General features: G+C 71.8%; 22 protein-coding genes and 1 tRNA gene. 12 read left to right on the top strand and 11 right to left on the bottom strand.

The genetic code is table 11. The features are described 5' to 3' along the window. Nucleotides 1-3 precede the first annotated feature (3 nt). The 4 genes from bchO to crtA are packed head-to-tail and all read right to left on the bottom strand — an operon-like array spanning nucleotide 4 to nucleotide 4,134. On the bottom strand, nucleotides 4-858 hold the full coding sequence (gene bchO, locus P0084_RS07635; RefSeq protein WP_308916228.1) for an alpha/beta fold hydrolase BchO: 855 nt from the start codon (nucleotides 856-858) through the stop codon (nucleotides 4-6). Further along, complete coding sequence (locus P0084_RS07630; protein ID WP_308916227.1) at nucleotides 855-2,447, bottom strand: VWA domain-containing protein; 1,593 nt, start codon at nucleotides 2,445-2,447, stop codon at nucleotides 855-857. Before P0084_RS07630 ends, bchO begins: the two co-directional genes overlap by 4 nt. Then, the gene (gene bchI / locus P0084_RS07625; RefSeq protein ID WP_308916226.1) at nucleotides 2,444-3,442 is read right to left on the bottom strand and encodes a magnesium chelatase ATPase subunit I; all 999 of its coding nucleotides are present in this window, start codon (nucleotides 3,440-3,442) and stop codon (nucleotides 2,444-2,446) included. Before bchI ends, P0084_RS07630 begins: the two co-directional genes overlap by 4 nt. Next, a complete protein-coding gene (gene crtA / locus P0084_RS07620) occupies nucleotides 3,439-4,134 on the bottom strand; it encodes a spheroidene monooxygenase (protein ID WP_308916225.1) in 696 nt (231 codons plus the stop codon). The genes bchI and crtA overlap by 4 nt, the downstream gene beginning before the upstream one ends. Before the next feature lie 87 nt (nucleotides 4,135-4,221). On the opposite strand from crtA, the gene crtI reads away from it, so the two are divergent. The 4 genes from crtI (at nucleotide 4,222) to P0084_RS07600 (ending at nucleotide 8,056) form a co-directional block, all read left to right on the top strand. Next, nucleotides 4,222-5,793: a phytoene desaturase family protein gene (gene crtI / locus P0084_RS07615; RefSeq protein WP_308916224.1), complete on the top strand. Its 1,572-nt coding sequence runs from the start codon at nucleotides 4,222-4,224 to the stop codon at nucleotides 5,791-5,793. Beyond that, the gene (gene crtB, locus P0084_RS07610; RefSeq protein WP_308916223.1) at nucleotides 5,790-6,821 is read left to right on the top strand and encodes a 15-cis-phytoene synthase; all 1,032 of its coding nucleotides are present in this window, start codon (nucleotides 5,790-5,792) and stop codon (nucleotides 6,819-6,821) included. The genes crtI and crtB overlap by 4 nt, the downstream gene beginning before the upstream one ends. Nucleotides 6,822-6,905: 84 nt before the next feature. Next, nucleotides 6,906-7,370, top strand: a complete 465-nt coding sequence (gene tspO, locus P0084_RS07605) for a tryptophan-rich sensory protein TspO (protein ID WP_308916222.1) — start codon at nucleotides 6,906-6,908, stop codon at nucleotides 7,368-7,370. Then, nucleotides 7,367-8,056 (top strand): dimethylsulfonioproprionate lyase family protein, encoded by a 690-nt coding sequence (locus P0084_RS07600; protein ID WP_308916221.1) that lies wholly within the window; start codon nucleotides 7,367-7,369, stop codon nucleotides 8,054-8,056. Before tspO ends, P0084_RS07600 begins: the two co-directional genes overlap by 4 nt. 11 nt (nucleotides 8,057-8,067) lie before the next feature. Here the strand turns inward: P0084_RS07600 and P0084_RS07595 are convergent, their stop codons facing one another. Continuing rightward, nucleotides 8,068-9,234, bottom strand: a complete 1,167-nt coding sequence (locus P0084_RS07595; RefSeq protein WP_308916220.1) for a HupE/UreJ family protein — start codon at nucleotides 9,232-9,234, stop codon at nucleotides 8,068-8,070. On the opposite strand from P0084_RS07595, the gene P0084_RS07590 reads away from it, so the two are divergent. The 7 genes from P0084_RS07590 (at nucleotide 9,233) to P0084_RS07560 (ending at nucleotide 15,017) form a co-directional block, all read left to right on the top strand. After that, nucleotides 9,233-10,057, top strand: a complete 825-nt coding sequence (locus P0084_RS07590; protein WP_308916219.1) for a DUF4198 domain-containing protein — start codon at nucleotides 9,233-9,235, stop codon at nucleotides 10,055-10,057. The two genes, P0084_RS07595 and P0084_RS07590, sit on opposite strands and share 2 nt — an antisense overlap. Before the next feature lie 31 nt (nucleotides 10,058-10,088). Further along, nucleotides 10,089-10,694, top strand: a complete 606-nt coding sequence (gene leuD, locus P0084_RS07585; RefSeq protein ID WP_308916218.1) for a 3-isopropylmalate dehydratase small subunit — start codon at nucleotides 10,089-10,091, stop codon at nucleotides 10,692-10,694. A 238-nt stretch (nucleotides 10,695-10,932) separates the two neighbouring features. Beyond that, the gene (locus P0084_RS07580; RefSeq protein ID WP_308916217.1) at nucleotides 10,933-11,706 is read left to right on the top strand and encodes a hypothetical protein; all 774 of its coding nucleotides are present in this window, start codon (nucleotides 10,933-10,935) and stop codon (nucleotides 11,704-11,706) included. Between the two features lie 89 nt (nucleotides 11,707-11,795). Continuing rightward, a complete protein-coding gene (locus tag P0084_RS07575) occupies nucleotides 11,796-12,683 on the top strand; it encodes an endonuclease/exonuclease/phosphatase family protein (protein ID WP_308916216.1) in 888 nt (295 codons plus the stop codon). A gap of 60 nt (nucleotides 12,684-12,743) precedes the next feature. Further along, nucleotides 12,744-13,844, top strand: coding sequence for a 3-isopropylmalate dehydrogenase (gene leuB, locus P0084_RS07570; protein WP_308916215.1), 1,101 nt, complete (start codon nucleotides 12,744-12,746; stop codon nucleotides 13,842-13,844). Between the two features lie 56 nt (nucleotides 13,845-13,900). Beyond that, complete coding sequence (locus P0084_RS07565) at nucleotides 13,901-14,878, top strand: DMT family transporter (RefSeq protein ID WP_308916214.1); 978 nt, start codon at nucleotides 13,901-13,903, stop codon at nucleotides 14,876-14,878. Nucleotides 14,879-14,940: 62 nt separating this feature from the next. Then, nucleotides 14,941-15,017: transfer RNA gene (locus P0084_RS07560), tRNA-Pro, on the top strand. A 180-nt stretch (nucleotides 15,018-15,197) separates the two neighbouring features. Here P0084_RS07560 and P0084_RS07555 read toward each other — a convergent pair. From P0084_RS07555 to P0084_RS07530, 6 genes are all read right to left on the bottom strand, one after another. Then, the gene (locus P0084_RS07555) at nucleotides 15,198-15,662 is read right to left on the bottom strand and encodes a PTS sugar transporter subunit IIA (protein WP_308916213.1); all 465 of its coding nucleotides are present in this window, start codon (nucleotides 15,660-15,662) and stop codon (nucleotides 15,198-15,200) included. A 69-nt stretch (nucleotides 15,663-15,731) separates the two neighbouring features. After that, nucleotides 15,732-16,304, bottom strand: a complete 573-nt coding sequence (hpf, locus tag P0084_RS07550) for a ribosome hibernation-promoting factor, HPF/YfiA family (RefSeq protein ID WP_308916212.1) — start codon at nucleotides 16,302-16,304, stop codon at nucleotides 15,732-15,734. Between the two features lie 81 nt (nucleotides 16,305-16,385). After that, a complete protein-coding gene (gene lptB / locus P0084_RS07545; RefSeq protein WP_308916211.1) occupies nucleotides 16,386-17,135 on the bottom strand; it encodes an LPS export ABC transporter ATP-binding protein in 750 nt (249 codons plus the stop codon). After that, entirely contained in the window at nucleotides 17,135-17,611 is a 477-nt protein-coding gene (locus P0084_RS07540; RefSeq protein ID WP_308916210.1) for an LptA/OstA family protein, read from the bottom strand. Before P0084_RS07540 ends, lptB begins: the two co-directional genes overlap by 1 nt. Nucleotides 17,612-17,633: 22 nt before the next feature. Then, nucleotides 17,634-18,188, bottom strand: coding sequence for an LPS export ABC transporter periplasmic protein LptC (gene lptC, locus P0084_RS07535; protein ID WP_308916209.1), 555 nt, complete (start codon nucleotides 18,186-18,188; stop codon nucleotides 17,634-17,636). A 67-nt stretch (nucleotides 18,189-18,255) separates the two neighbouring features. Continuing rightward, entirely contained in the window at nucleotides 18,256-18,882 is a 627-nt protein-coding gene (locus tag P0084_RS07530; protein WP_308916208.1) for a ribonuclease D, read from the bottom strand. 154 nt (nucleotides 18,883-19,036) lie between these two features. Here P0084_RS07530 and P0084_RS07525 point away from each other — a divergent pair, with 154 nt between their 5' ends. Beyond that, the gene (locus tag P0084_RS07525) at nucleotides 19,037-21,862 is read left to right on the top strand and encodes a methyl-accepting chemotaxis protein (protein WP_308916207.1); all 2,826 of its coding nucleotides are present in this window, start codon (nucleotides 19,037-19,039) and stop codon (nucleotides 21,860-21,862) included. Nucleotides 21,863-21,866: the final 4 nt, after the last annotated feature.

The following is a 21,866-nucleotide window of genomic DNA, read 5'->3' as shown; positions in this document are numbered from 1 at the left end:
GAGCTAGGCCCGAACCACGTCCGCCAACCATGGCAGAAGGGCCCCCGCCGCACGGTCGGGGGCCTCTTCGTGCAGGAGGTGGCCGAGGCCCGGCATGACCTGCAACGTGGCGTCGGGCAGGCGCGAGGCGAGGTCGCGGCTGACGCGGGCGGGCACGGTGCCGTCCCGGTCGCCCGCCAGCAGGAGGACGGGGACGTCGATGCCGGGCGCGGCGCGGACCAGGGCCTCCAACCGCCAGGACGCCATCTTCGCCAACGTGCCCGCCACGTGGTCGCGGTCGCCGATCAGGGCGGCGTAGAGATCCAGCGTGTCCGGGTCGATCCGGCTGCCCGTCGCGCGGAGGATCCGGCCCACGCGCGCGGGCGAGGCGGTCGCCGTGAAGAACGGAACGGTCAAGGGATTGAAGGCCAACGCCTTTGCCATGAACGGAAACAGCCAGCCCGCCAGACCGTCGAACATCGCGAAGGCCCCGTTGATCGATGCGACGGGGGCGGGTCGCTCCCGCGCCATGTTCAGGGCGATGGCGGCCCCGGCCGAATGGCCGATCAGGGCGGCCGGGGCGACGTCGAGCGCATCGAGCAGGGCGAACAGGTCCGCCGTCATGGCGTCCAGCGTGGAGCGGCCCGCGACCGCGCGGGTGAAGCCGTGCCCGGGCAGGTCGACCGCGGTGCAGCGATGGCGTTCCGCCAGGCGTGGCATCAGATGGCGCCAGCTGTGCGTGGCCGCGCCCGCCCCGTGCAGGAGCAGGAGGTCCGGCCCCTCGCCCATCTGCTGGACATGCCAGCGATAGGGGCGCGCGTCCACGAAGCGGGATCGGTCCGCATGGGGCCACCGGTCCCGCCAGTCCGCCCACCTCATAGGGCGGCCGTCACGGCGCGGTCCAGGGCCGCCGCATCCGCCCGCGGCAGCGCCATCGCCGTCATGCCCATGGTCGCGGCGAGGCTTGCCAGCCAGGGGCTGGTGCGGCGTCCCGTGTCGATGACCAGCCCGGGCAGGGCCATGCCGCGCAGGGCGCGCGCCGTGACCTCCGCGTCCGCCATCGCCGCTGCGCGGCCCGGTTCCCCGGACAGGGCGACGTTGGGCCGCCCGTCGGTCAGCACCACCAGGGCGGGCGCCATGCCACGGTCCCGCATCCGCGCGGCCATCGCCGCCCCGTCGCGCAGGCCCGCGGCCAGGGGCGTGCCCCCGCCGCCGGGCAGGGCGGCCAGTTCGCGCTTCGTGCGCACCAGGCTGCGGGTCGGTTGCAGGATCGCCTCCGCGCCGTTGCCCCGGAACGCCACGAGGGCAACGTGGTCGCGCCGGGCATAGGCGCGGGCGAGCAGCGTCTCGACCGCGCCCTTTGCCTCCCCCAGGCGGGCCATGGCGGACGATCCGCTGGCGTCCACCACGAAGACCAGCAGCCGGTCGGACCGGCTTTCGCGGCGGCGCAAACGGATGTCGCCCTTGCGCACCCGGGGCCGCCGTCCCGGACCACCGCCCCGGATGCGCTGCCAGGGGGCGGCGGCGCGCAGCGTGGCGACCAGGTCGATGCGCGCGCGTCCGTCGGGGCGGCCGGGACGCGACGGCAAGGGCCGGCCCTGCCGGTTGCCTTTGCGGGTCGCGCCGGCGCCGGTCCCCTTCGGCGCCGCGGCCCGCATCGCCAACCGCGCCAGCAGGTCGTCCGGCAGGGTGACGGCGACGGCGTCCAGGACGCGGTCCGCCATGGGGCCCGTGGGGGCGGGGTCGTCGTCGCGCGGCCGGTCCGGTTCGGCGTCCTGCGGGGCGTCGGGCTCCGCCGGGTCGGGCATCCGCGTGGCCCGTGGCACCAGGACCAGGTCGATCGCGAAGGCCAGGTCGGTCGCGTCCACCGTTCCGCCGCGCAGGCGGGCGGAGGCGCGGGCGAGCGCGAGCGCGGCCATCGGCGCGCGCAGGGAGGCCACGCCCAGACGCGTCGCGACCGCGACGAGGACGGCCACGGGCTCGGCGTCGTCCCCGTCGGGAACGGCGTAGGGCAGGGGGGCCGCCCGATCGACGTCGCGGATCGACAGATCGTCGAGATCGACGACGGGACCGATGCGGTCGGCCAGGGCGGGGGCGATGCCTTCCGCGTTCCCGTCGCCTTCGTCCAGCAGGAGAAGGCGCACGCCCCCGCGGTCCAACGCGCCGGCCAGCCGGGCCGCCAGCGCCGGCTCCAGACGTTCGGCGGAGGGCACCACCAGGAGGCCGCCGCCGTCCAGGAGGCCCGGTCGGTGGACGGGCCGGCCGGCCTGCAGGGTGGCGGGCAGGTCGAGTGCGCCGAACAGCGCGTCCGCGTCCGTGCCGGGGGGCACGCGGCGGGCCGGCGGCAGGAGGGCAAGGAACGCGTCGCGCACGGGGCCCGCCCGCGCGCGCAGGTGCAGGCCGCGAAGGTTCGACGACGGATCGGCGAGGCACCGCGCGGCATGGGCGGCGGCACCCCACGCGGTCACGCCAGGACCTCCTCCACCGCGCGGGCGACGCGCGACGTACTGCCGGCTTCGTCCAGGGGGTCGCGGCGCAGGCGGTGGCGCAGGGCCATGGGTGCCACGCGGCGGACGTGATCCCGCATGGCGCGGTCGGCGCCGTCGAAGGCCGCGAGCGCGCGGGCGGCGCGCAGCAGGGTCAGCTCACCCCGCAGCCCGTCCGAGCCCAGGGCGATGCACAGCGTGGCGCAATCGCGCAGCACGTCGTCGCCCGCATCGACCCCGGCCAGCGCGTCCCGTCCCGCCACGATGCGCGCGCGCAGGTCGTCCTGCGCGTCGGCCCATCGCCGGGCGAAGCCGTCCGGATCGCGGTCGTATGCGTCGCGCCGGCGGATGACGTCGATCCGGGTGTCGACGTCGGTGGGGGACGCGACCTCCACCGACAGGCCGAAGCGGTCGAGCAATTGCGGGCGCAGCTCCCCCTCCTCCGGGTTGCCGGAGCCCACGAGCACGAACCGGGCGGGGTGGCGGATGGACAGGCCTTCGCGCTCGACCACGTTGACGCCGGATTGGGCCACGTCGAGCAGGAGGTCGACGACGTGGTCCTCGAGCAGGTTGATCTCGTCGATATAGAGGTAGCCGCGGTTGGCGCGCGCCAGGAGGCCCGGCTCGAACGCGGTCTCGCCGCGGGTCAGGGCGCGTTCGATGTCCAGCGCGCCGGTCACGCGATCCTCCGTCGCGCCCAGGGGCAGGTCGACGACGGGGGTGGGGATCTCGACGACGTCGTCCCCCGCGGTCGTCACCCAGTCGGGGACGGCATCGGGGGCGGGCGAATGGACCGGGCAACCCCGCACGGCGCGGATGGCGGGGAGGAGCGCGCCCAGGGCGCGCACGGCGGTGGACTTGCCCGTGCCCCGGTCGCCGAACACCAGGACGCCGCCGATGCCGGGATCGACCGCCGTCAGGATCATGGCGGTCTTCATCTCGTCCTGCCCCACGAGGGCAGCGAAGGGGTATGTCATGTCAGCGCGTCCCGCAGCGGTCGTCCCTGCCAGATACCGCTGGCGTCCAGGATGCGGAAGCGGGCGTACAGTTCCTCCGCGAACCAGCCGCCTTCGCGCACCGCGCGGATGGCGTCGGCATGGGGGCCAGGCACGCGGGCGAAGCGGGCCATGCTGGCCGCGTCGGGCCAGACGGAGACCGTGATCTGGTGCAGCCACGGCACCTCGCCCACGCCGACCTTCATCAGCACGTCGCCGTTGTCGCCGATCAGGTCGTCGAGGTGGGGCACCCGGCGCCAGAAGCGCGGCAGGGCGCGGGCGCGGATGGTCGCGCGGGTCAGGGCGACGATCGGGCCGTCATCCGCGGTCGCGCCCGGCTGGAACGGGGCCACGCCGGACCACGCGCCCCGCGCGGACAGGGTGGACAGGGTCAGGTGCGCGCATTCGTCCGCCCGCGCATGCCAGCGCGCGAAGACGCCCCCCGACAGGCCGCGCCGCGCCGCGTCCGCGTCGTCCCATACGGCCAGGATCGCCCAAACCGCCGTGTTGGGTACGGGCGCGAAGCCCGACCCCGCGCCCGACCCCAGCAACTTGAAGAAGCGCAGGCCCGGCGCACGCCGCAACGGGCCCCGGGCCAGTCCCATCTGCGCGAAGGCCCAGACCCGATCGGCCCAGCCGTCGAACCTGCACAGCGTCAGCGTCGCGATCTGCATGTCCATCCATTCATACACTCTGATTGCACATCGAACGTGACATATGGAATAGCAATGGGGACGGGAGTGCTGTAAGTCTGGCGTGACATGCGCGATTTCATCTCGGAACAACGGATCGGCGGCGCGGACGGACGGCACGCCGTCGTGATCGGCGCCGGTCTGGGCGGTTTGGCCGCAGCAATGCGATTGGGCGCGAAGGGCTGGACCGTCACCGTGCTGGACCGGCTGGACATGCCGGGCGGGCGGGCCAGCAGCATCACGTCGCGGGGCCATCGGTTCGACCTGGGGCCCACCATCGTGACCGCGCCGGCCGTGTTCCGCCGCCTGTGGGCGGCCTGCGGGCGGGACTTCGATGCCGAGATCGACCTTCGGGCGCTGGACCCCTTCTATACCATCACTTGGCCCGACGGGTCGCGGCTGCCGGCGCGCGCCGATCCCGCCGCCATGGCCGCGGAGGTGGAACGCTTGGCGCCGGACGACCTGGCGGGGTGGCGGCGGTTCCAGGCCGATTCGGCGGCCCGTTACGTCGTCGGCTACGAGGGGATGCTCACCGAGCCGATGCACAGGCTCTGGTCGACGATCCGCGTCCTGCCGCAATTCGCGCGGCTGCGTGCCGATCGGTCGATCCTGGCACTGGCCAAGGCGCGGGTGCGCGACCCGCGGCTGCGCATGGCCCTGTCCTTCCATCCCCTGTTCATCGGCGGCGACCCGGCGCGCGTGACGTCGATGTACGCCCTCGTCAGCCATCTGGAGGCGAAGGAGGGCGTGCATTACGCCATGGGCGGCGTCGGCGCGATCGCCGCGCGGATGGCCGCGATCGTGGAAGGGCAGGGCGGCCACCTGCGCCTGGGATCCGAGGTCGCGTCCATCGCGCAGGACCGCACCGGGCGCGCCCGCGGGGTGACGTTGACCGACGGGACCGAGATCCCCGCCGACATCGTCGTGTCGAACGCCGATCCGGGCTTCACGTACGACCGGCTGCTGCGGGGTCGGGCCCGCCGGTGGTCGCGGCGCCGGCTGGACCGGACCCGCCTGTCGATGGGTCTGTTCGTGTGGTACTTCGGGACGGAGGGAACGCGGGGCATGTGGCCCGATGCCGGGCACCACACCATCCTGTCGGGGCCGCGCTACGACGGGCTGCTGCGCGACGTGTTCCGCCGCGGAGTCCTGGCCGACGACATGAGCCTGTACGTCCACCGTCCGTCCGTCACGGACCCGGCCGTGGCGCCGCCGGGGGACGACACGTTCTATGCCCTGTCGCCCGTCCCGCATCTGCGCCACCCCGACCCCGTCCGCTGGTCCGAGATGGCCGACGAATACCGCGCCCGCGTGCAGGCGGTGCTGGAGGAACGGCTGCTGCCGGGCCTGGGCGATCGCGTGACGGCGTCCATGACCCTGACGCCGGAGGATTTCCGCGACCGCTATCTGTCGCCCCACGGGGCGGGGTTCAGCATCGAGCCGCGGATCCTGCAATCCGCCTGGTTCCGCCCCCACAACGTGTCCGAGGACGTGCCCGGCCTGTTTCTGGTGGGCGCGGGCACCCATCCCGGCGCGGGCCTGCCCGGCGTCGTCGCGTCCGCCGAGGTGCTGGAACGGCTGGTTCCGCAGTTGGAGCCGGTCGCGAACGGCGCCGAACAGTACCGCCGGGCCGCCGAATGAACGCCGCGGCCGCCGCCGACCTGGCGCATTGCCGCGACGCGATCCGGACCGGGTCCCATTCGTTCCACGCCGCCAGCCGCCTGCTGCCCGCCCGCGTCCGCGACCCCGCGCTCGCGCTCTATGCCTTCTGCCGGCTGGCGGACGATGCGGTGGACGAGGTGTTGGACAAGGCCACCGCCGTGCTGCGCCTGCGCGACCGGCTGGACGCGGTCTTCGCGGGCCGCCCCTTCGACGCGCCGGCGGACCGCGCCTTCGCCCGCGTGGTCGAGGCGCATGCCATGCCCCGCGCCTTGCCGGAGGCGCTGCTGGAAGGGCTGGCCTGGGACGCGGCCGGCCACCGCTATGCCACCCTGTCCGACCTGCGGGGCTATTCGGCGCGGGTCGCGTCCGCCGTGGGCGCGATGATGTGCGTGCTGATGGGGGTGCGGGATCGCGACACGCTGGCACGAGCCTGCGACCTGGGCGTGGCGATGCAGCTGACGAACATCGCCCGCGACGTGGGCGAGGATGCCCGCGCCGGGCGTCTGTACCTGCCGACCGACTGGATGGCGCGGGACGGGATGGACGTGGACGCCTTCCTGGCCGCGCCCGGGCCCGACCCGCGGGTGGCCGCGCAGGTGCGCGACCTGTTGGGCGAGGCGCGGCGATTGTACGATCGGTCGGAGGCCGGGGTGGGGGCACTGCCCGTCGCCGCGCGTCCGGGCATCCTGGCGGCGCGCCATGCCTATGCCGGGATCGGCGGGGTGCTGCGGCGGCAGGGGCACGACAGCGTCAGCCGCCGCGCGATCACGTCGCGGAATGCCAAGCTGGGCTGGCTGGCCCTGTCGCTGGCGCAGTCCGTCTGGATCACGGCGATGCCGCGTTCCCCCATCCTGCATGCCGCCCCCCTGGCGGAAACGGCGTTCCTGGTGGATGCCGCCAGCGACCCCCGCCCGGCACGGGGCGGCTGGGGCGAAGGCCTGATCGCCGTCTTCGCCACCCTCGAGGCGCGGGACCGGACCGTGGACGGGGGCGGGGCGGCCGTCTGAGCCGGATGCGGTCCCCGACCCGCGACCCCGCGATGCGTGGCAGCACCCCTTGGGATCCCGTGCCCCCGCGCTAGGTCCCGGGCGATGGACTGGACGCTCTTCGCGATTTTCTTCGCGGCCTGCTGTGGGGCCGCCGCCACCGGCGCGATGTTCCCGCCGGGGGATTGGTACCGCCGGTTGGACAAGCCGTCCTGGACCCCGCCCGACTGGTTGTTCCCCGTCGCTTGGACGGCGCTGTACCTGGCGTTGGCCGTAACGGCGGCGCGGGCCGCGCCCTTGCCCGGCTCGGCGCATGCGGTAGCGTTCTGGGCCATGCAGATCGCGTTCAACGCGCTGTGGACGCCCGTCTTCTTCGGATTGCGGCGTTTGGGGGCGGCGCTGGTCGTGCTGGTGGTGCTGTGGCTCGCCGTCGCGGGCCTGTTGGCGGCACTCTGGCCCCTGGACCGGATCGGGTTCTGGCTGACGGTGCCCTATCTGGTCTGGGTCAGCTATGCCGGCGCGCTGAACTTCGACATCTGGCGGCGCAACCGGGACGCCGTTCCGGCATGAGCGCGGGTCCGGCTGTCGCCACGCTGCCGCCCGCCCCCCGCCTGTCGGAGCGGCCCGACTGGTTCTATCTGTTGCGCGAGTTCCACGCTCTGTACGGGCAGGGCTGCGACGGGGGCAGCAGGGTCATCCGGCAGCATCGCCGGGCCGTCCGCGGCGCCCTGTCCGCCACGTTCGACGCCGATCCCGCCGTGTGGAGCCGCAGGCCGGACGTCCGCCCCGTGGTCGGACACCTGTCCCGCGCGCTGGACGTCGGCGAGCGCGGCGCGATGCAGGGCATGGCCCGTGCCCTGCGCGAGGTCCGCGATGCCCTGACCTGGGAATACGGGTACGAGAAGATGCCGCGCGCGCTGGCCCGCAAGTACGCCTATGCCGAGGTGCTGGGCCCCCGCGGTCCCGTCCCGTCGGAGGCGCTGATCCTGGGCATCGTGCTGTTCGCGCCCGACACGACCTATCCGCAGCACAGCCATTCGGAGGTCGAGGAATCCTATGTCTCCATCGCGGGGGCCTGGTCCGAGAACAACGCCGCCGTCTATGCCCCGGGGTCGCTGATCCTGAACCGATCGGGCGAGGAGCACCGGATCACAACCGGCGGGGGCGAGCCCTGCCTGCTCGCCTATGCCTGGATCGGCCCGCCCGGCGCCCTGGCCGGTCAGGAGATGAAGTTCTCCGGCCCGCGCAGGCGTTAGCCGGGGCGCCCCTAGACCGAGATGACCCGATCGACGATCCACAAAAGCCCCATGGCCGCGATCAGGAAGGATGCGACCACGGACACGGCCCGGAACTCGGGCTTGCCGGCGCGCAGCGGCGCGGGCATCAGGCGGAAGGCCACGACGAGGGTTCCGAACGCGACGACGACGACGACCAGATGCCCCAACACGACCCCCGCGTCGAACGCGACGATCGACAGGACGGAGGGCCGGCCCGGACCCAGCTCGGACAGGGCGGCCGCGAAGCCCAGCCCGTGCAGCAGGCCGAAGCCGGACACGGCCGCCACGCGCGGCCCCGTGACGCCGCGCCGCGCAGGGTCGCCCAGGATGTTGTCCACCCCGACATAGACGACCGACGCGGCGATGGTCGCCCCCACCAGCCACGTCCAACCGCCCGGCACCGCGATCAGGCCCGTCGTGGCCAATGCCAGGGTCGCGGTGTGGGCCGCCGTGAACGCGGCGACCTGCCAGAGCAGGGGCCGCCAGGCGAGCGCGTAGAGGAACAGGCCCAGGACGAACAGGGCGTGATCGGGACGCTCCAGGACGATGCGGTCGAAGCCCGCCACGACGTGGCGCGCGATCACCTCCGCCGGGGGCCGTTCGGCGACCGCGCCGCGCGGCATCCCTTCGGACAGGGTGCCGTCGGTCAGGAAGTCCTCGTAGGAGGAAGCGCCCGCACCCTGCCGCACGATCAGGGCGCCGAGCTCGGGGTCCCATCCGAACCGCACGTCGCTGCCGTCGTCGGGCAGGTGCGCCAGGACGGTCAGCGCGGTGTCGCGGCGGATGGCCACGTCGCCCACCGGCGGCACCTCGACCGATGCCAGCTCCGGCGCGAGGGCTGTGTCCCCCGCCCGCAGGGTGATGCGGTCCGCGAGGTCGGGCCAGTCCGCGCGCAGGCGGTCGGCCAGCGCCTGCGGCGGCAGTGCGCGCAAGGCGTCGCTGTCGGCGGACAGGGGGGATTCGTCCGTGTCACCCACCGCCCCCAGGTCGATGCCCGCCAGCACCGGCTCGACCGCGACGCGCAGGTCGATGGTCACCGTGTCGGGACCGACGGTCACGTCGGCGACGGCGGGCTGGACCTCGTGCGCCGAAGCGCCGATGGTCGCCAGCGTGACCGCGACCGCCGCCGCCGCCAACCGTGCAGGAAGAAGCCCCATGATCCGTTCCCTGATCCTGACCGCCGCACTGTGCATCGCCGCCTTCCAGGCGCAAGGTCACGAGTTCTGGATCGACGCGGAGGACTGGACGGTGCCCTCCAATGGAACGGTCACGGCCGACTTCCGCAACGGGGAGAAGTTCGCCGGATCGGCCTTCAGCTATATCCCACGCCGGTCGGTGCGCTTCGACATGGCCGTGGGGGATGCGGTGCGACCCGTGCCCGCGCGTCTGGGGGACAGCCCCGCCTTCGCGGTGCCGGACCTTCCCGACGGCCTGCTGGTCATTCTTCACGAGACGGCCGATTCGACGCTGACCTATGGCGACAAGGACGGCCGCACGGGGTGGGAGCGGTTCCTGGCCTTCGGCGCGCACAAGGACTTCGGCGAATTGGCCGCCCGCCACGATTCCCGCGGTCTGCCGCGCGAGGGCGTGCGCGAATCCTATCGCCGCTATGCCAAGGCCCTGGTGGCGGTGGGCGACGGGGCGGGGTCGGACCGCGCGTTCGGCCTGCGCTCCGAGATCGTGGCGCTGGCGAACCCCTATGCGGACGAGGTGACGGGCGGTCTGCCGGTCCGCGTGCTGTGGGACGGCGCGGCCCGCGCCGACGCGCAGGTTGAACTGTTCGCGCGCCGGCCCGACGGCACGGTCGAGGTCACGCTGCACCGCACCGACGCCGACGGGGTCGCGGTCCTGCCCGTGGCGCCGGGCCACGTCTATCTTGCGGACGCCGTCGTGCTGGAACCCTTGGAGCCCGCGGCGGACGGCGACCCGGTCTGGGGCACCCATTGGGCCGCGTTGACCTTCGCGGTGCCGGAGGGGTAGGCAACGACGCCGGACCCGAGGGGAGCGAGACATGGACAAGTTCACCACCATCACGGGCGTCGCCGCGCCCATGCCGCTGATCAACGTCGACACCGACATGATCATCCCCAAGCAGTTCCTGAAGACCATCAAGCGGTCCGGCCTGGGCGTGAACCTGTTCGACGAGATGCGGTACGACGACGACGGCGGCGAGGTTCCGGATTTCGTGCTGAACCAACCCGCCTATCGCGATGCGCAGATCCTGGTCGCGGGCGACAACTTCGGCTGCGGATCCTCGCGGGAGCATGCGCCCTGGGCGCTGCTGGACTTCGGAATCCGCTGCGTGATCGCGCCGTCCTTCGCGGACATCTTCTACAACAACTGCTTCAAGAACGGCATCCTGCCCATCGCCTTGCCGCAGGAGCAGGTGGATCGGATCATGGAGGATGCGCGGAACGGCGAGAACGCGCGCATCACCGTCGACCTGGAAGCGCAGGAGGTGTGGTTGACCGACGGCAGCCGCATCCCGTTCGAGGTCGATTCGTTCAAGCGCCGCTGTCTGCTGGAAGGGTTGGACGATGTCGGTCTGACCTTGGAGAAGGCGCCCGCGATCGAGGCCTTCGAATCCCGGATGCAGGGGGAGCGTCCCTGGGTCTGACGGCCTACGCCTTCCGCAACCCGTTGATCCGCATGTGCTTCCTCCGCGTGCTGTCGTTCCGCCGCCACAGCGATCTTCACGTGCGTTCTTACGTAAAGTCAGAGGGTTGCGGGTCTTCCTTAAACGGGGCAGGATTGAGGCCATAGCGAGGCGACCCCGTGAGGCCGGGGTTTCACGCGCCGGACACGGCCCGGCATCGTATCGGGTCGGACGGCGGCAACAGGCAAGGACGGTGGAATTGGCGAAACTGACTGGCGCGGCCCTGCGGGGCCTTTCGATGGCGTGTGTTGTCGTGGCCCCGTCCCTGTTTCTCGGCGGCGGCTCGGCGGAGGTGGTGCTCCTGGCCGCGGCGGCCGCGGCGGTGTTCGTGTTCCTGGAATACGCCCCCGGCGCGCCGTCGCTGGTCGAGTTCCGCGACGCTCCACCCTACAACCGGATCCGCTTCGCCGTGCTGGCGGCCTGTCTGAGCGTGGGCGTCGTCCTTTCGATGGATGGCGCGGGGCCCCTTCCGGATCTCGTGCGCGCGATCGCGACAGTGGCGGGCGCGGCGCTGGACGTCGCCGGATCGCCCCTGGCGCCGATGGTCGGGTCGGCGCCGCCCGCCCTGCGCGGGGACGTGGCCGCGATGGGCGGCACGGGCCTGATCGTCATGGCGACCGCCTGCCTGGCTTTCGCCCGGGCCGCACGCGACGACGGGTGGCCGTTCCGCCAGGGAACGTTCAATCCGTGGATCAACCTGCCGACCTTCGATCCGCAGGCCCGTGACGTCGTCGCCCGGTTGCGCCGCGATGGCACGATCAACGTCGCCTTAGGATTCGCGGTCCTATACCTGTCCCCGTCCCTGGCGATGGCCCTGGGCGGGTTGCCCGCCGACGGCCCGCTGCTGCTGATCTGGATCGTATCGCTGTGGGTGCTCGTTCCCTTCTGCCTGATCCTGCGCGGCATCGCGCTGCGCCGGCTCGCGCAGCTGCTGTCGCGCGCGCCGCGGCATGGGGGCTGGGCCTTGGGCTGACCGCGTCCCTGCCGGGCGGCGGCGCCGTCGCGCAGGACATCCGCATCGCCGCGTTTGATGCCGGGCTCGGCCGTCGCGGCCCCGCCGTGATGGTGCGCGACCTGCTGTCGGGTCGCGACGCACAGGCGGAGGCCGCGTTGGACGTGATCGCATGGGCCGATCCGGACGTGATCCTTCTGGGCGACGTCGATTGGGACGCGTCCGGCGCGGGGCTGGATGCCCTTCTGCGCCGGCTGGCAGACCACGGCCTGCGCTATCCCTGGCATGTCGTGCGGCGCCCCAATGCAGGCCTGCCCAGCGGGGCGGACCTGGACGGCGACGGCCGTCTTGGCACGGCGCGCGACGCGTTGGGCTATGGGCGGTTCACGGGCGATTCGGGCCTGGTCCTGCTGTCGCGGATCCCGCTCGGGCCGGTCGCGGACCACAGCGCGGCGCCCTGGGCGGATGCGGGCGACCTGGTGCCCGAGGGGGTTTCGATCCCGATCCCCACCGTCGCGCAATGGGTCGTGCCCCTGGAGGGGACGGGGCTGTCGCTGGTCACGCTGGCCGCGGGCACGCCCGTCTTCGACGGACCGGAGGACCGCAACGGCATTCGCAACGCCGCGGAACTGGTGCTCGCCGCCACGCTGGCGGAGGGGGAGGCGATGCCCGTCCTGCTGGGGCGGGCGAACGTCGATCCTGTGGACGGGGCGGGGCGGCGGGACGCGATGCGCGCCCTGCTGTCCCACCCGCGCTGGCGCGACCCGGAGCCGCGCGGGCGGGGCGGCGGCGGGGATGGACATCGCGGCGACCCCCGGCTGGACACCGCCGCATGGGAAGGGCCGGGCCCCCTGCGCGTCGATTACGTCCTGGTCGCGTCGCAGGTGCAAGTGCTGGACGCGGGCGTCGCTTGGCCCGCCGCGGACGATCCCTTCGCCACGACGGTCGCTGCGGCCGGAACCGGGCGCCTGGTCTGGGTCGACCTGCGGCTTCCTTGACGGTCCCCCGGCGGGGGTCTAGCCCACGCGGCGACATGCCATCCACGAAGGGCCGACCCCATGACGAACACGCTGCTGATCCTGCCGGGCGACGGTATCGGACCGGAGGTCATGGCCCAGGTCCGGCGCGTGATCGACTGGTTCGGCGCCAATCGCGGCATGCCCTTCGAGGTGTCGGAGGGCCTGGTCGGCGGCATCGCCTATGACGAGGAGGGCGCGCCGATCTCGGATGCGACGATGGAGGTCGCGCAGTCGGTCGACGCCGTTCTGCTGGGCGCGGTCGGCGGGCCCAAATGGGATGACCTGGATTTTAAGGACAAGCCGGAACGCGGCCTGCTGCGATTGCGCAAGGACATGGACCTGTTCGCCAACCTGCGCCCGGCGCAGTGCTTCGACGCGCTGGCCGACTTCAGCAGCCTGAAGCCCGACCTGGTCGCGGGTCTGGACATGATGATCGTGCGTGAGTTGACGTCCGGCGTCTATTTCGGCGAGCCGCGGGGCGTCAGCCACGACGGCAACGAACGCGTCGGCGTGAACACCCATCGGTACACGGAATCGGAGATCGCGCGCGTCGCCCGGTCCGCGTTCGAGTTGGCCCGCAAGCGCCGGAACCGCGTCTGTTCGATGGAGAAGCGCAACGTCATGGAGGCGGGCATCCTGTGGCACGACGTCGTGCAGGAGGTACACGATGCCGAGTACGGAGACGTGGAGCTGACGCACATGCTGGCCGATGCGGGCGGCATGCAGATCGTGCGCGCGCCAAAGCAGTTCGACGTGATCCTGACCGACAACCTGTTCGGCGACATGCTGTCCGACGTCGCCGCGATGCTGACCGGGTCCTTGGGGATGCTGCCCTCCGCCTCGCTGGGCGCGCCGATGGCGAATGGGCGGCCCAAGGCCCTGTACGAACCCGTGCACGGATCGGCCCCCGACATCGCGGGCCGGGGGGTGGCGAATCCGATCGCCTGCATCCTCAGCTTCGCGATGGCGCTGCGCTACAGCTTCGATGCGGGGGACGGTGCCGACCTGCTGGAAGGGGCGGTGCAATCGGTGCTGGCGGACGGCGTGCGGACCGGGGATCTGATGGGGCCGGAGGGCGGCACCCCCGTCGGCACGGCGCAGATGGGCGACGCCATCCTGGCCAAGCTCGACGCCGCCTGAGACCCAACCACGGTCGCCCGTCCGGGGAGGGGACGGGCACGGCCGAAGGACCCACCATGCCCGAACGCTCCACCGCCCTGTCGGGCATCCTGATGGCGCTGGCCGCCTTCGCGCTCTTCGCCGTCCACGACGTCGCGGTGAAGATGCTGGGCGGGCGCTATCACGTCGTGCAGGTCGTGTTCTTCAGCGTCCTGTTCACCATGCCGCTGGTCGTGCTGATGGTCATGCGGGACGAGACGCGGGACACGCTGAAGCCGCATCACCCCTGGTGGACGGCGTTGCGGACCGCATCGACGACGGTGACGGGGTTCTGCATCTTCTACGCCTTCTCGGTCCTGCCGCTGGCCCAGACCTACGCGATCATCTTCTCGATGCCGCTGATCATCACGGTGCTGTCGATCCCCGTGCTGGGGGAACGCGTGGGTCCCTGGCGCGCGGGCGCCGTGGCGGTGGGACTGGTGGGCGTCCTGGTCGTCCTGCGCCCCGGCAGCGTCGAGATGGGGCTGGGGCACCTCGCCGCCCTGACGGGGGCGTTCTTCTCGTCGCTGGCCGCCGTGATCGTCCGCCGCATCGGGCGCGAGGAACGGGTGGCCGTCCTGATGCTCTATCCGATGATGGCGAACGTCGTGGTGATGGCCTGCCTGCTGCCCCTGATCTACGTGCCGATGCCCTTGGGCGATCTGGGCCTGTGGGGGCTGATGGCCGTCTTCGCGTTCGGCGCGATGCTGTTGTCGATCGAGGCCTATCGCCGCGCCGACGCCGTGCTGGTCGCGCCGATGCAATACAGCCAGATCATATGGGCCGTCCTTTATGGCTGGTACTTCTTCGGCGAAAGCGTGGATCTCTGGACCGCGATCGGCGCGGCCATCGTGATCGGCTCGGGCCTGATGATCGTGTTCCGCGAGGGTCGCGGCGGGCGGTCCACTAACACGCCCGTCCTGCGCACGCGGTCCCGGGCCGAGACGGGGACCACGCCGCGCATCGGCCCCATGCTGTCGGAGGCCGAGCGCGACGCGTCCGTCCGACCCCGCTAGGCGCGGGGCCCGCAGCCACCCTTGCATCGCCGCGCGGGCCGGCGTATCGCCCCGCACACGGTCGGGCAGTGGCGCAGCCTGGTAGCGCACCTGCTTCGGGAGCAGGGGGTCGGAGGTTCGAATCCTCTCTGCCCGACCAGTTTCATCGTTTCCACATCTCTCCGTTCGTGGCCCGGCTTCGCCGCGGGCGTGGCGAAGCCTGCATCCGTGCGGTGACGTCCGTTCACCGAAATATCTGGGATTCCCGTGACCGTGCCTGGCCCAGCACGGTGGTCATCCGACGATCCGTCGGACCGGCGGCGATCACGGCTTCGCCGCGTCAGGCGGCTTCGGAGGTCTGCGCTTCGGTCAGAAGGGTATAAAGGAGGGGGGCGTCGCCGTTGGCGCGCAGCTTGGCCAGCAGGGCGCCATCGCGCAGCGTGCGGGACACGAGCGCCAAGGCCTTCAGGTGGGCCACGCCCGCGCCCTCGGGGGCGAACAGGGCGAAGATGACGTCGACGGGGCGGCGATCGACGGCATCGAAGTCGAGCGGCGCGTCGAGGCGGAAGAACACCCCCCGCACGCGGTCCAGGCCGGACAAGCGGGCATGGGGCAGCGCCACACCGTCGCCGACGCCCGTGGGTCCCAGCGATTCACGGTCCTGCAACGCTTCGAACGCGGACGCCCGGTCCAGGCCGTGGACGTCGGCGGCGACGTCGGCCAGTTCGCAGAACAGCCGCTTCTTGCTGGAGATCTTCGGCAAGTGCCGGACGGCCCGGGGGGCCAGGATGTCGTTCAACCGCATAGTCGTCCCGCTCCGTCCCAAGCCCCACCCCAGGGGCGCGTCCGATGCCTCTTGCCTGCGCGCCGCCGCTCAGCCGCGCGCCGTGACGGGGTCGATCCAGCCCACGTTCCCATCGTCCCTGCGATAGACCACGTTCAGGCCGCCACCCTTCTCGTTCTTGAAGACCAGCACCGGGGCGCTGGCCAGTTCCATCCGCATCACCGCCTCGCCCACGGACAGGGTCGAGATTTGGGTCTGCATCTCGGCGACGATCACGGGTTGAAGCGTTTCCGGCTCCTCCTCGCCCTCATCGAAGGCGATCACATAGGAGGAAGCGTCCAGGACTTCAACCGGGTCGGCCCGGGTCTGGTGGTGGTTCTTCAGGCGACGCTTGTAGCGGCGCAACTGCTTCTCCAGCTTCTCGGCGCTGCTGTCGAAGGCGGCATAGATCTCGTCCGCCCGGCCCCTGGCCTGCGCCTTCAGGCCGGTGGACAGGTGGATGGTGGCCTCGCAGACGTATTCGTGTCCGGCACGGGAGAAGACGACCTGCGCTTCGATCGGACGCTGCGCGTACTTCTCGATCACGGCGCCCAACTCGGCCTCGGCATGGGCCTTGAGGGAATCGCCGACATCGATGTGCAGCCCGGTCACCTGATAGCGCATGGAGGGTCCTTCCCTGATGTCTTCGGTCCCCAGGTCACGACGGATTCCGGGCATGTGTCAATCCGCAAGCCGGTCGCAACCCTAACGCGCGAAGCTGTCGCCGAGATACACGCGCCGAACCTTCTCGTGGGCCACCACCTCGTCGGGGGCGCCGGACATCAGCACGCCGCCGTCGTGCAGGATATAGGCGCGGTCGACGATCTGCAGCGTTTCGCGGACGTTGTGGTCGGTGATCAGCACGCCGATGCCGCGCGACTTCAGCTGGACCACCAGCGATCGGATGTCGCCCACGGCGATCGGATCGACGCCGGCGAACGGCTCGTCCAGCAGCAGATAGCGGGGGTTCGCGGCCAGGCAGCGCGCGATCTCGACCCGCCGGCGCTCGCCGCCCGACAGGGCCAGGGCGGCGGTGCGGCGCAGATGCTCGATCCCGAACTCGCCCAGCAGCTGCTCCAGGCGGTCGCGGCGGCGGTGGCGCTTGGGCTCCGCCACCTCCAGGATGGCGGTGATGTTCTGCTCGACGCTCAGGCCGCGAAAGATGCTGGCCTCCTGCGGCAGGTATCCGATCCCCGCCCTCGCGCGGCGGTACATCGGCAGGTAGGTGACGTCCGTGCCGTCCAGCACGACCCGGCCCCCGTCGGGCGTCACCAGCCCCGCGATGGCATAGAAGGTCGTCGTCTTCCCCGACCCGTTCGGACCCAGCAGCGCCACGACCTCGCCCCGCGCCAGTTCCAGCGACACGTCGCGGATCACCGGCCGCTTGCGATAGGCCTTGCGCAGGTTCGCCACCCGCAGGCCCCCGTCGCCATGCATCACCGACAGGACGGTCATCAGGGTTGCAGCGTGGTCCGCACGCGCCCCGACACCGTGCCCGCCCCGGTGCCCAGATCGATGGCCAGCCGGTCGCCCGCCAGCGTCGCGCCGCCCTGGGTCACGACCACGTCGCCCGTCAGCAGCACCTGCGACGTGCCCAGCACGTAGGTCGCCGACTGCCCCTGGGCCGCATCCTCGCCCGCCACGATCAGGACGTCGCCCGCCGCGTCCAGGCGTTCGATCCGGCGGTCGCCGTCCGCATCCGCATAGTTGACCACCACCTCCTGCGCGCTGAGGCGCAGGTCGCCCTGCACGATCACGACGTCGCCCGACAGCACGGCGCGTCCGGTGACCTGATCGACCTCCAGGGTCTCGGCCGCGACCTCGACGGGGGCGGCGCGGTCGAAGTCCCCGCGCCCGAAGCCCACCCCGGTTCCCTGCGCCCATGCGGGCAGGGCCAGGAGCGTCAGGACGACGGGCAGGACACGGAGCATCGGCGACCTCGCGGGGCTTGGTTCAGGGCAACGGGGGGACGTATAGCAGATCGACGCCGCCCGTGAACCGCAACCGCGCGCCGCCCGTCCCGTCCTGCAGCACCATCCCCCCCGCCTCGACGTCGCCGAAGGGGCCGCGCGCCGCGACCGCGCCGGGCGCGGTGAGGCGCAGCCGGCGCAGGTTGCCGTCCAGGCGACCGGTGGTGACGACCAGCCCCGTGCCAGTCGCGATCCGGACGTCGCCGCGCAGCGACAGCGTGCGGCCCGCGGTGTCGATCACGCCCGTCGTGGCGGTGATGCGCGCCATGTCCCCCCCGGCCCCGTCCAAATCGAGGCGCAGGCCGTCGATGGTCAGGCGGCGGGCGTTGCGCGGGTCGGGCCGCGCGGTGTCGGCCACCAGGCGGAAGGCGGTGCCATCCAGGCTGCGTCCGCTGACGCGGGGCTCGGTCAGCTGCAGGTCGCGGGCGCGTTCGGTCAGATCCAGTTCGGCGAAGGGCAGCGCGTCGGACGGGTCGATGTCGCGGGCCAGCAGGAACAAGGTGGACATCAACACCAGCGCGCCGATCGGCAGGACCACCCGGGCCCATGCGACCAGACGCGAATGCAGCCCGCCTCGACCCGCAGCGCGGCGGGGCCGAGGGCCGTCAGGAATGGGCGAAGATGTCGGTATCGGGATATCCGATCAGATCCAGACGCGCCCGCGTCGGCAGGAAGTCGTAGCAGGCCCGTGCCAGATCCGCCCGTCCCTCGCGCGCGACCATGGGATCCAGCACCTCGCGCAGGCGGTGCAGGTGCAGGACGTCCGAGGCCGCATAGGCCATCTGCGCGGGCGTCAGGTCGGGCGCGCCCCAGTCGGACGACTGCTGCATCTTGGATATGTCCACGTCCAACATCTCGGACAGCAGCGTCTTCAGGCCGTGGCGGTCCGTATAGGTCCGCACCAGGCGCGACGCGATCTTCGAGCACCAAACAGGCGCGCACAGCGCGCCGAACGCGTGGTACATCGCCGCGATGTCGAAGCGACCGTAGTGGAACAGCTTCGTCACGGACCCGTCGGTCAGCAGGCGTTCCAGGTTCGGGGCGCGGGTCTGCCCCTTGGCGACCTGCACCAGATGCGCCGTGCCGTCGCCCGCGGACAACTGCACCAAGCACAGCCGGTCGCGGTGGGGGTTCAGGCCCATCGTCTCGCAGTCGATGGCGACGGACGGTCCCAGATCCAGCCCGTCGGGCAGGTCGCCCGCGTGCAGCGTGATGTGGGACGTGTCGGCCATGCGGACCTCCGGGGGGACGCGGGAGTTCCGGCGGCTTAGCCCACGGGACGGCCGGGGGGCAACACCCGGGGGGCGGGCGCGGCCGTCGTCGTTAACGCTTCCTTCGCTTCCCGTCCGCTAGGCCATCCCGCGATACGAAGGTGGAGAATCCCCCATGACGAAGACGACGGGTGCATTGTTCTTCGACGGCAGGGGCCGCCTCGTGCGCCGGACCGCCGGGGTGCGGACCCTGCTGGGGCCCGACGCGACGGGCGAACCGCATCTGGTCGATGCCGCGGGCGACCGGCTGGACGTCCGTGCGCTGGCCGCGCTGGACGGCGACGCGGTCCTTCTGCGCGTGGATGGGGCGGGCGACCGCCGCGTCCGGGCCAGGGCACGCCGGGGCCGCTGGCGCTGGCGCCGCGGGCGCGACATCGTCGTCGCACTGATGGCGGAGGACGCGGACGAGGACGCCCGCCCAGCGGTCTCGGACGCCTCCGTCGTGGCGGCGGCGCGGCAGGGGGAGGTCCTGGTGTCCATCCGCCCCGACGGCACCATCGCGGCGGTCAACGACCACTTCGCCACGCTCTTCGGCTACGAGCCCGGGGAGGTGGAGGGGGACGACCTGGGCATCCTGTTCACCGCGGAGGAGGCGCATTCCCCCGAGCACCGCGCCTTCTGGAAGGGAGTGCGCGGGGGCGCGCCCTATACGGGGCTGAAGGCCCACCGGCGCCGCGACGGATCCACGCTCTGGCTGCGCTGCGACTACGCGCCCATCCGCGGCGCCGACGGCGCCGTGTCGGAGGTCGTGCTGATCGGGCGGACCGTCGCCGCCGCCACGCTGGTCGCCCACGAGGATCAGGCCAAGCTGCGCGCCCTGGATGCGACCTTCGCGCGGATCGAATTCGACCTCGACGGGACGATCCTGGACGTCAACGACGCGTTCCTGACCGTGATGGGATACGCGCGCGACGAGGTCCTGGGCCAGCCGCATCGCATGTTCGTCGATACCGACGTCATGGACGATGCGTCCTATGCGACCTTCTGGGCCAATATCTGCCAGGGCTTCCACGCGTCGGACAAGTTCGTGCGCCGCGGCAAGGCGGGGCGGCGCGTCTGGCTGCAGGCGACCTATGCGCCCGTGCGCGACGAGCGGGGGCGGATCGCCAAGATCGTCAAGATGGCGACCGACATCACCGAGCGCACGGAGACCGCGGCGCAGCTGCGATCGGAGCTGCAGGCGCTCGACCGCTCGACCGCCGTGATGCACATGGGGCTGGACGGCACGATCGAACGCGTCAACCGGAACTATCTGGACCTGATGGGCTACGATCGGCCGGACCAGGTGGTCGGGCGGAACCATTCGATCTTCGTCACCGACAAGGACGCCAGATCCGAAGAATACCGCGAGTTCTGGGGCAAGCTGCGGGCGGGCCAGTTCCACACGGGCCAGTTCATGCGCACGGATCAGAGGGGGCAGCCGGTCTGGATCCAGGCCACCTACAACCCGCTGATCGCCGCGGACGGGCAGGTGGTGGGCGTCATGAAGTTCGCCACCGACGTCACGCAGCACCGCGAACGCGCGGCCCGCGACACGTCGAAGGTGGAGGCCGTGAACCGCAGCCAGGGCATGATCGAGTTCGACCTCGACGGCATCATCGTCGATGCCAACGAAGCGTTCCTGTCGGCGATGGACTATGCCCGCGCCGACGTGATCGGGCGGCATCATTCGATCTTCGTGTCGAAGGCCCACCGCGACAGCGAGGAGTACAGGCGCTTCTGGGCCGACCTGCGGGAAGGGCAGTTCAAGGCCGGCGAGTTCTCGCGCCGGGCCCGCAAGGGGGAGGAGGTCTGGATCCGGGGCATCTACAACCCGATCCAGAACGCCCTGGGCCAGACGGTCGGCGTGGTGAAGTTCGCCAACGACATCACGGAGGAGGTGATCGACCGCCGCCGGGTCGAGCTGCTGTCGCTCGTCACCGACGAGACGGCGAACTCGGTCATCATCACGGACGCGAAGGGCGTGATCGAGTACGTCAACCAGGGCTTCATGGACCTGACCGGCTATGGGTTGGACGAGGTCGTGGGCCGGCGTCCGGGCGAGTTGCTGCAGGGTCCCAACACCGACCCCACCACGATCGCCCGCGTGCGCGACAAGCTGAACCGCCGGGAGTCCTTCTACGAGGAGATCCTGAACTACACAAAGGCGGGCCAGCCCTATTGGATCAGCCTGGCGATCAACCCCGTGATGGGGGCGGACGGCGCGGTGCAGCGCTTCGTGTCGATCCAGTCCAACATCGACGCCACCAAGCGCGCCAGCCTGGAGTTCACGCGGCGGCTGGAGGCGATCTCGTCCACCTCCGCCGTGGCGGAATGGAACGCGGACGGCAGCCCGCTGACGTCGAACCGGTTCCTGCGCGAGAACGGGGCGCTCGAATCGGGGCTCGACGTCATCCTGCCCGCGGGCGAACGGGCCTGCGTCAAGTCCGGCGAGACGATCCGTCGGATGGTCGAATGGCCGCGCGAGGGCGGGGGCGTCATGAACCTGGACGCCGTCTTCAACACCGTGGAGGACGACGCCGGCGAGCTGACCAAGATCCTGATGTTCGGCATCGACACCACGGAGCGCGACGCCCTGGTCAATGGGGCGATGGCGACGATCCAGGCGTCCACGGACCGGATCGAGGGGATCGTGGCGTCGATTCAGGACATCGGCAATCAGACCCGAACCCTGTCGCTGAACGCCTCCGTCGAGGCGTCCCGCGCGGGCGAGGCGGGGCGCGGGTTCTCGGTCGTCGCGGGCGAGGTGCGCATCCTGGCCGACAAGGCCACGGAGGCGGCGCAGCAGATCAGCCAGTTGCTGCGGGAGAACCGCGACCGGTCCGCCCGCCTCGACGAGGTGGCGGAGGACGCGGTCGAGCAGGCCGAATGGAACGCGGTGCAAGCCGGCGCGGACGGCGCCGCCGCGCCCGCGCCGGCGCGCGAGGCGCGGAGGGCCTGAACCC

Source organism: Jannaschia maritima (assembly GCF_030973515.1).
In the GTDB taxonomy this organism is placed as follows: domain Bacteria; phylum Pseudomonadota; class Alphaproteobacteria; order Rhodobacterales; family Rhodobacteraceae; genus Jannaschia; species Jannaschia maritima.
This window is presented reverse-complemented; position numbering and strand designations above follow the sequence as displayed.

Coding starts and splice junctions, on each gene's coding strand:
- bchO (WP_308916228.1), bottom strand. CDS start 858: ATGAGGTGGGCGGACTGGCGGGACCGGTGGCCCCATGCGGACCGATCC.
- bchI (WP_308916226.1), bottom strand. CDS start 3,442: ATGACATACCCCTTCGCTGCCCTCGTGGGGCAGGACGAGATGAAGACC.
- crtA (WP_308916225.1), bottom strand. CDS start 4,134: ATGCAGATCGCGACGCTGACGCTGTGCAGGTTCGACGGCTGGGCCGAT.
- crtI (WP_308916224.1), top strand. CDS start 4,222: ATGCGCGATTTCATCTCGGAACAACGGATCGGCGGCGCGGACGGACGG.
- crtB (WP_308916223.1), top strand. CDS start 5,790: ATGAACGCCGCGGCCGCCGCCGACCTGGCGCATTGCCGCGACGCGATC.
- tspO (WP_308916222.1), top strand. CDS start 6,906: ATGGACTGGACGCTCTTCGCGATTTTCTTCGCGGCCTGCTGTGGGGCC.
- P0084_RS07600 (WP_308916221.1), top strand. CDS start 7,367: ATGAGCGCGGGTCCGGCTGTCGCCACGCTGCCGCCCGCCCCCCGCCTG.
- P0084_RS07590 (WP_308916219.1), top strand. CDS start 9,233: ATGATCCGTTCCCTGATCCTGACCGCCGCACTGTGCATCGCCGCCTTC.
- P0084_RS07595 (WP_308916220.1), bottom strand. CDS start 9,234: ATGGGGCTTCTTCCTGCACGGTTGGCGGCGGCGGCGGTCGCGGTCACG.
- leuD (WP_308916218.1), top strand. CDS start 10,089: ATGGACAAGTTCACCACCATCACGGGCGTCGCCGCGCCCATGCCGCTG.
- P0084_RS07575 (WP_308916216.1), top strand. CDS start 11,796: ATGGTGCGCGACCTGCTGTCGGGTCGCGACGCACAGGCGGAGGCCGCG.
- leuB (WP_308916215.1), top strand. CDS start 12,744: ATGACGAACACGCTGCTGATCCTGCCGGGCGACGGTATCGGACCGGAG.
- P0084_RS07565 (WP_308916214.1), top strand. CDS start 13,901: ATGCCCGAACGCTCCACCGCCCTGTCGGGCATCCTGATGGCGCTGGCC.
- P0084_RS07555 (WP_308916213.1), bottom strand. CDS start 15,662: ATGCGGTTGAACGACATCCTGGCCCCCCGGGCCGTCCGGCACTTGCCG.
- hpf (WP_308916212.1), bottom strand. CDS start 16,304: ATGCGCTATCAGGTGACCGGGCTGCACATCGATGTCGGCGATTCCCTC.
- lptB (WP_308916211.1), bottom strand. CDS start 17,135: ATGACCGTCCTGTCGGTGATGCATGGCGACGGGGGCCTGCGGGTGGCG.
- P0084_RS07540 (WP_308916210.1), bottom strand. CDS start 17,611: ATGCTCCGTGTCCTGCCCGTCGTCCTGACGCTCCTGGCCCTGCCCGCA.
- P0084_RS07530 (WP_308916208.1), bottom strand. CDS start 18,882: ATGGCCGACACGTCCCACATCACGCTGCACGCGGGCGACCTGCCCGAC.
- P0084_RS07525 (WP_308916207.1), top strand. CDS start 19,037: ATGACGAAGACGACGGGTGCATTGTTCTTCGACGGCAGGGGCCGCCTC.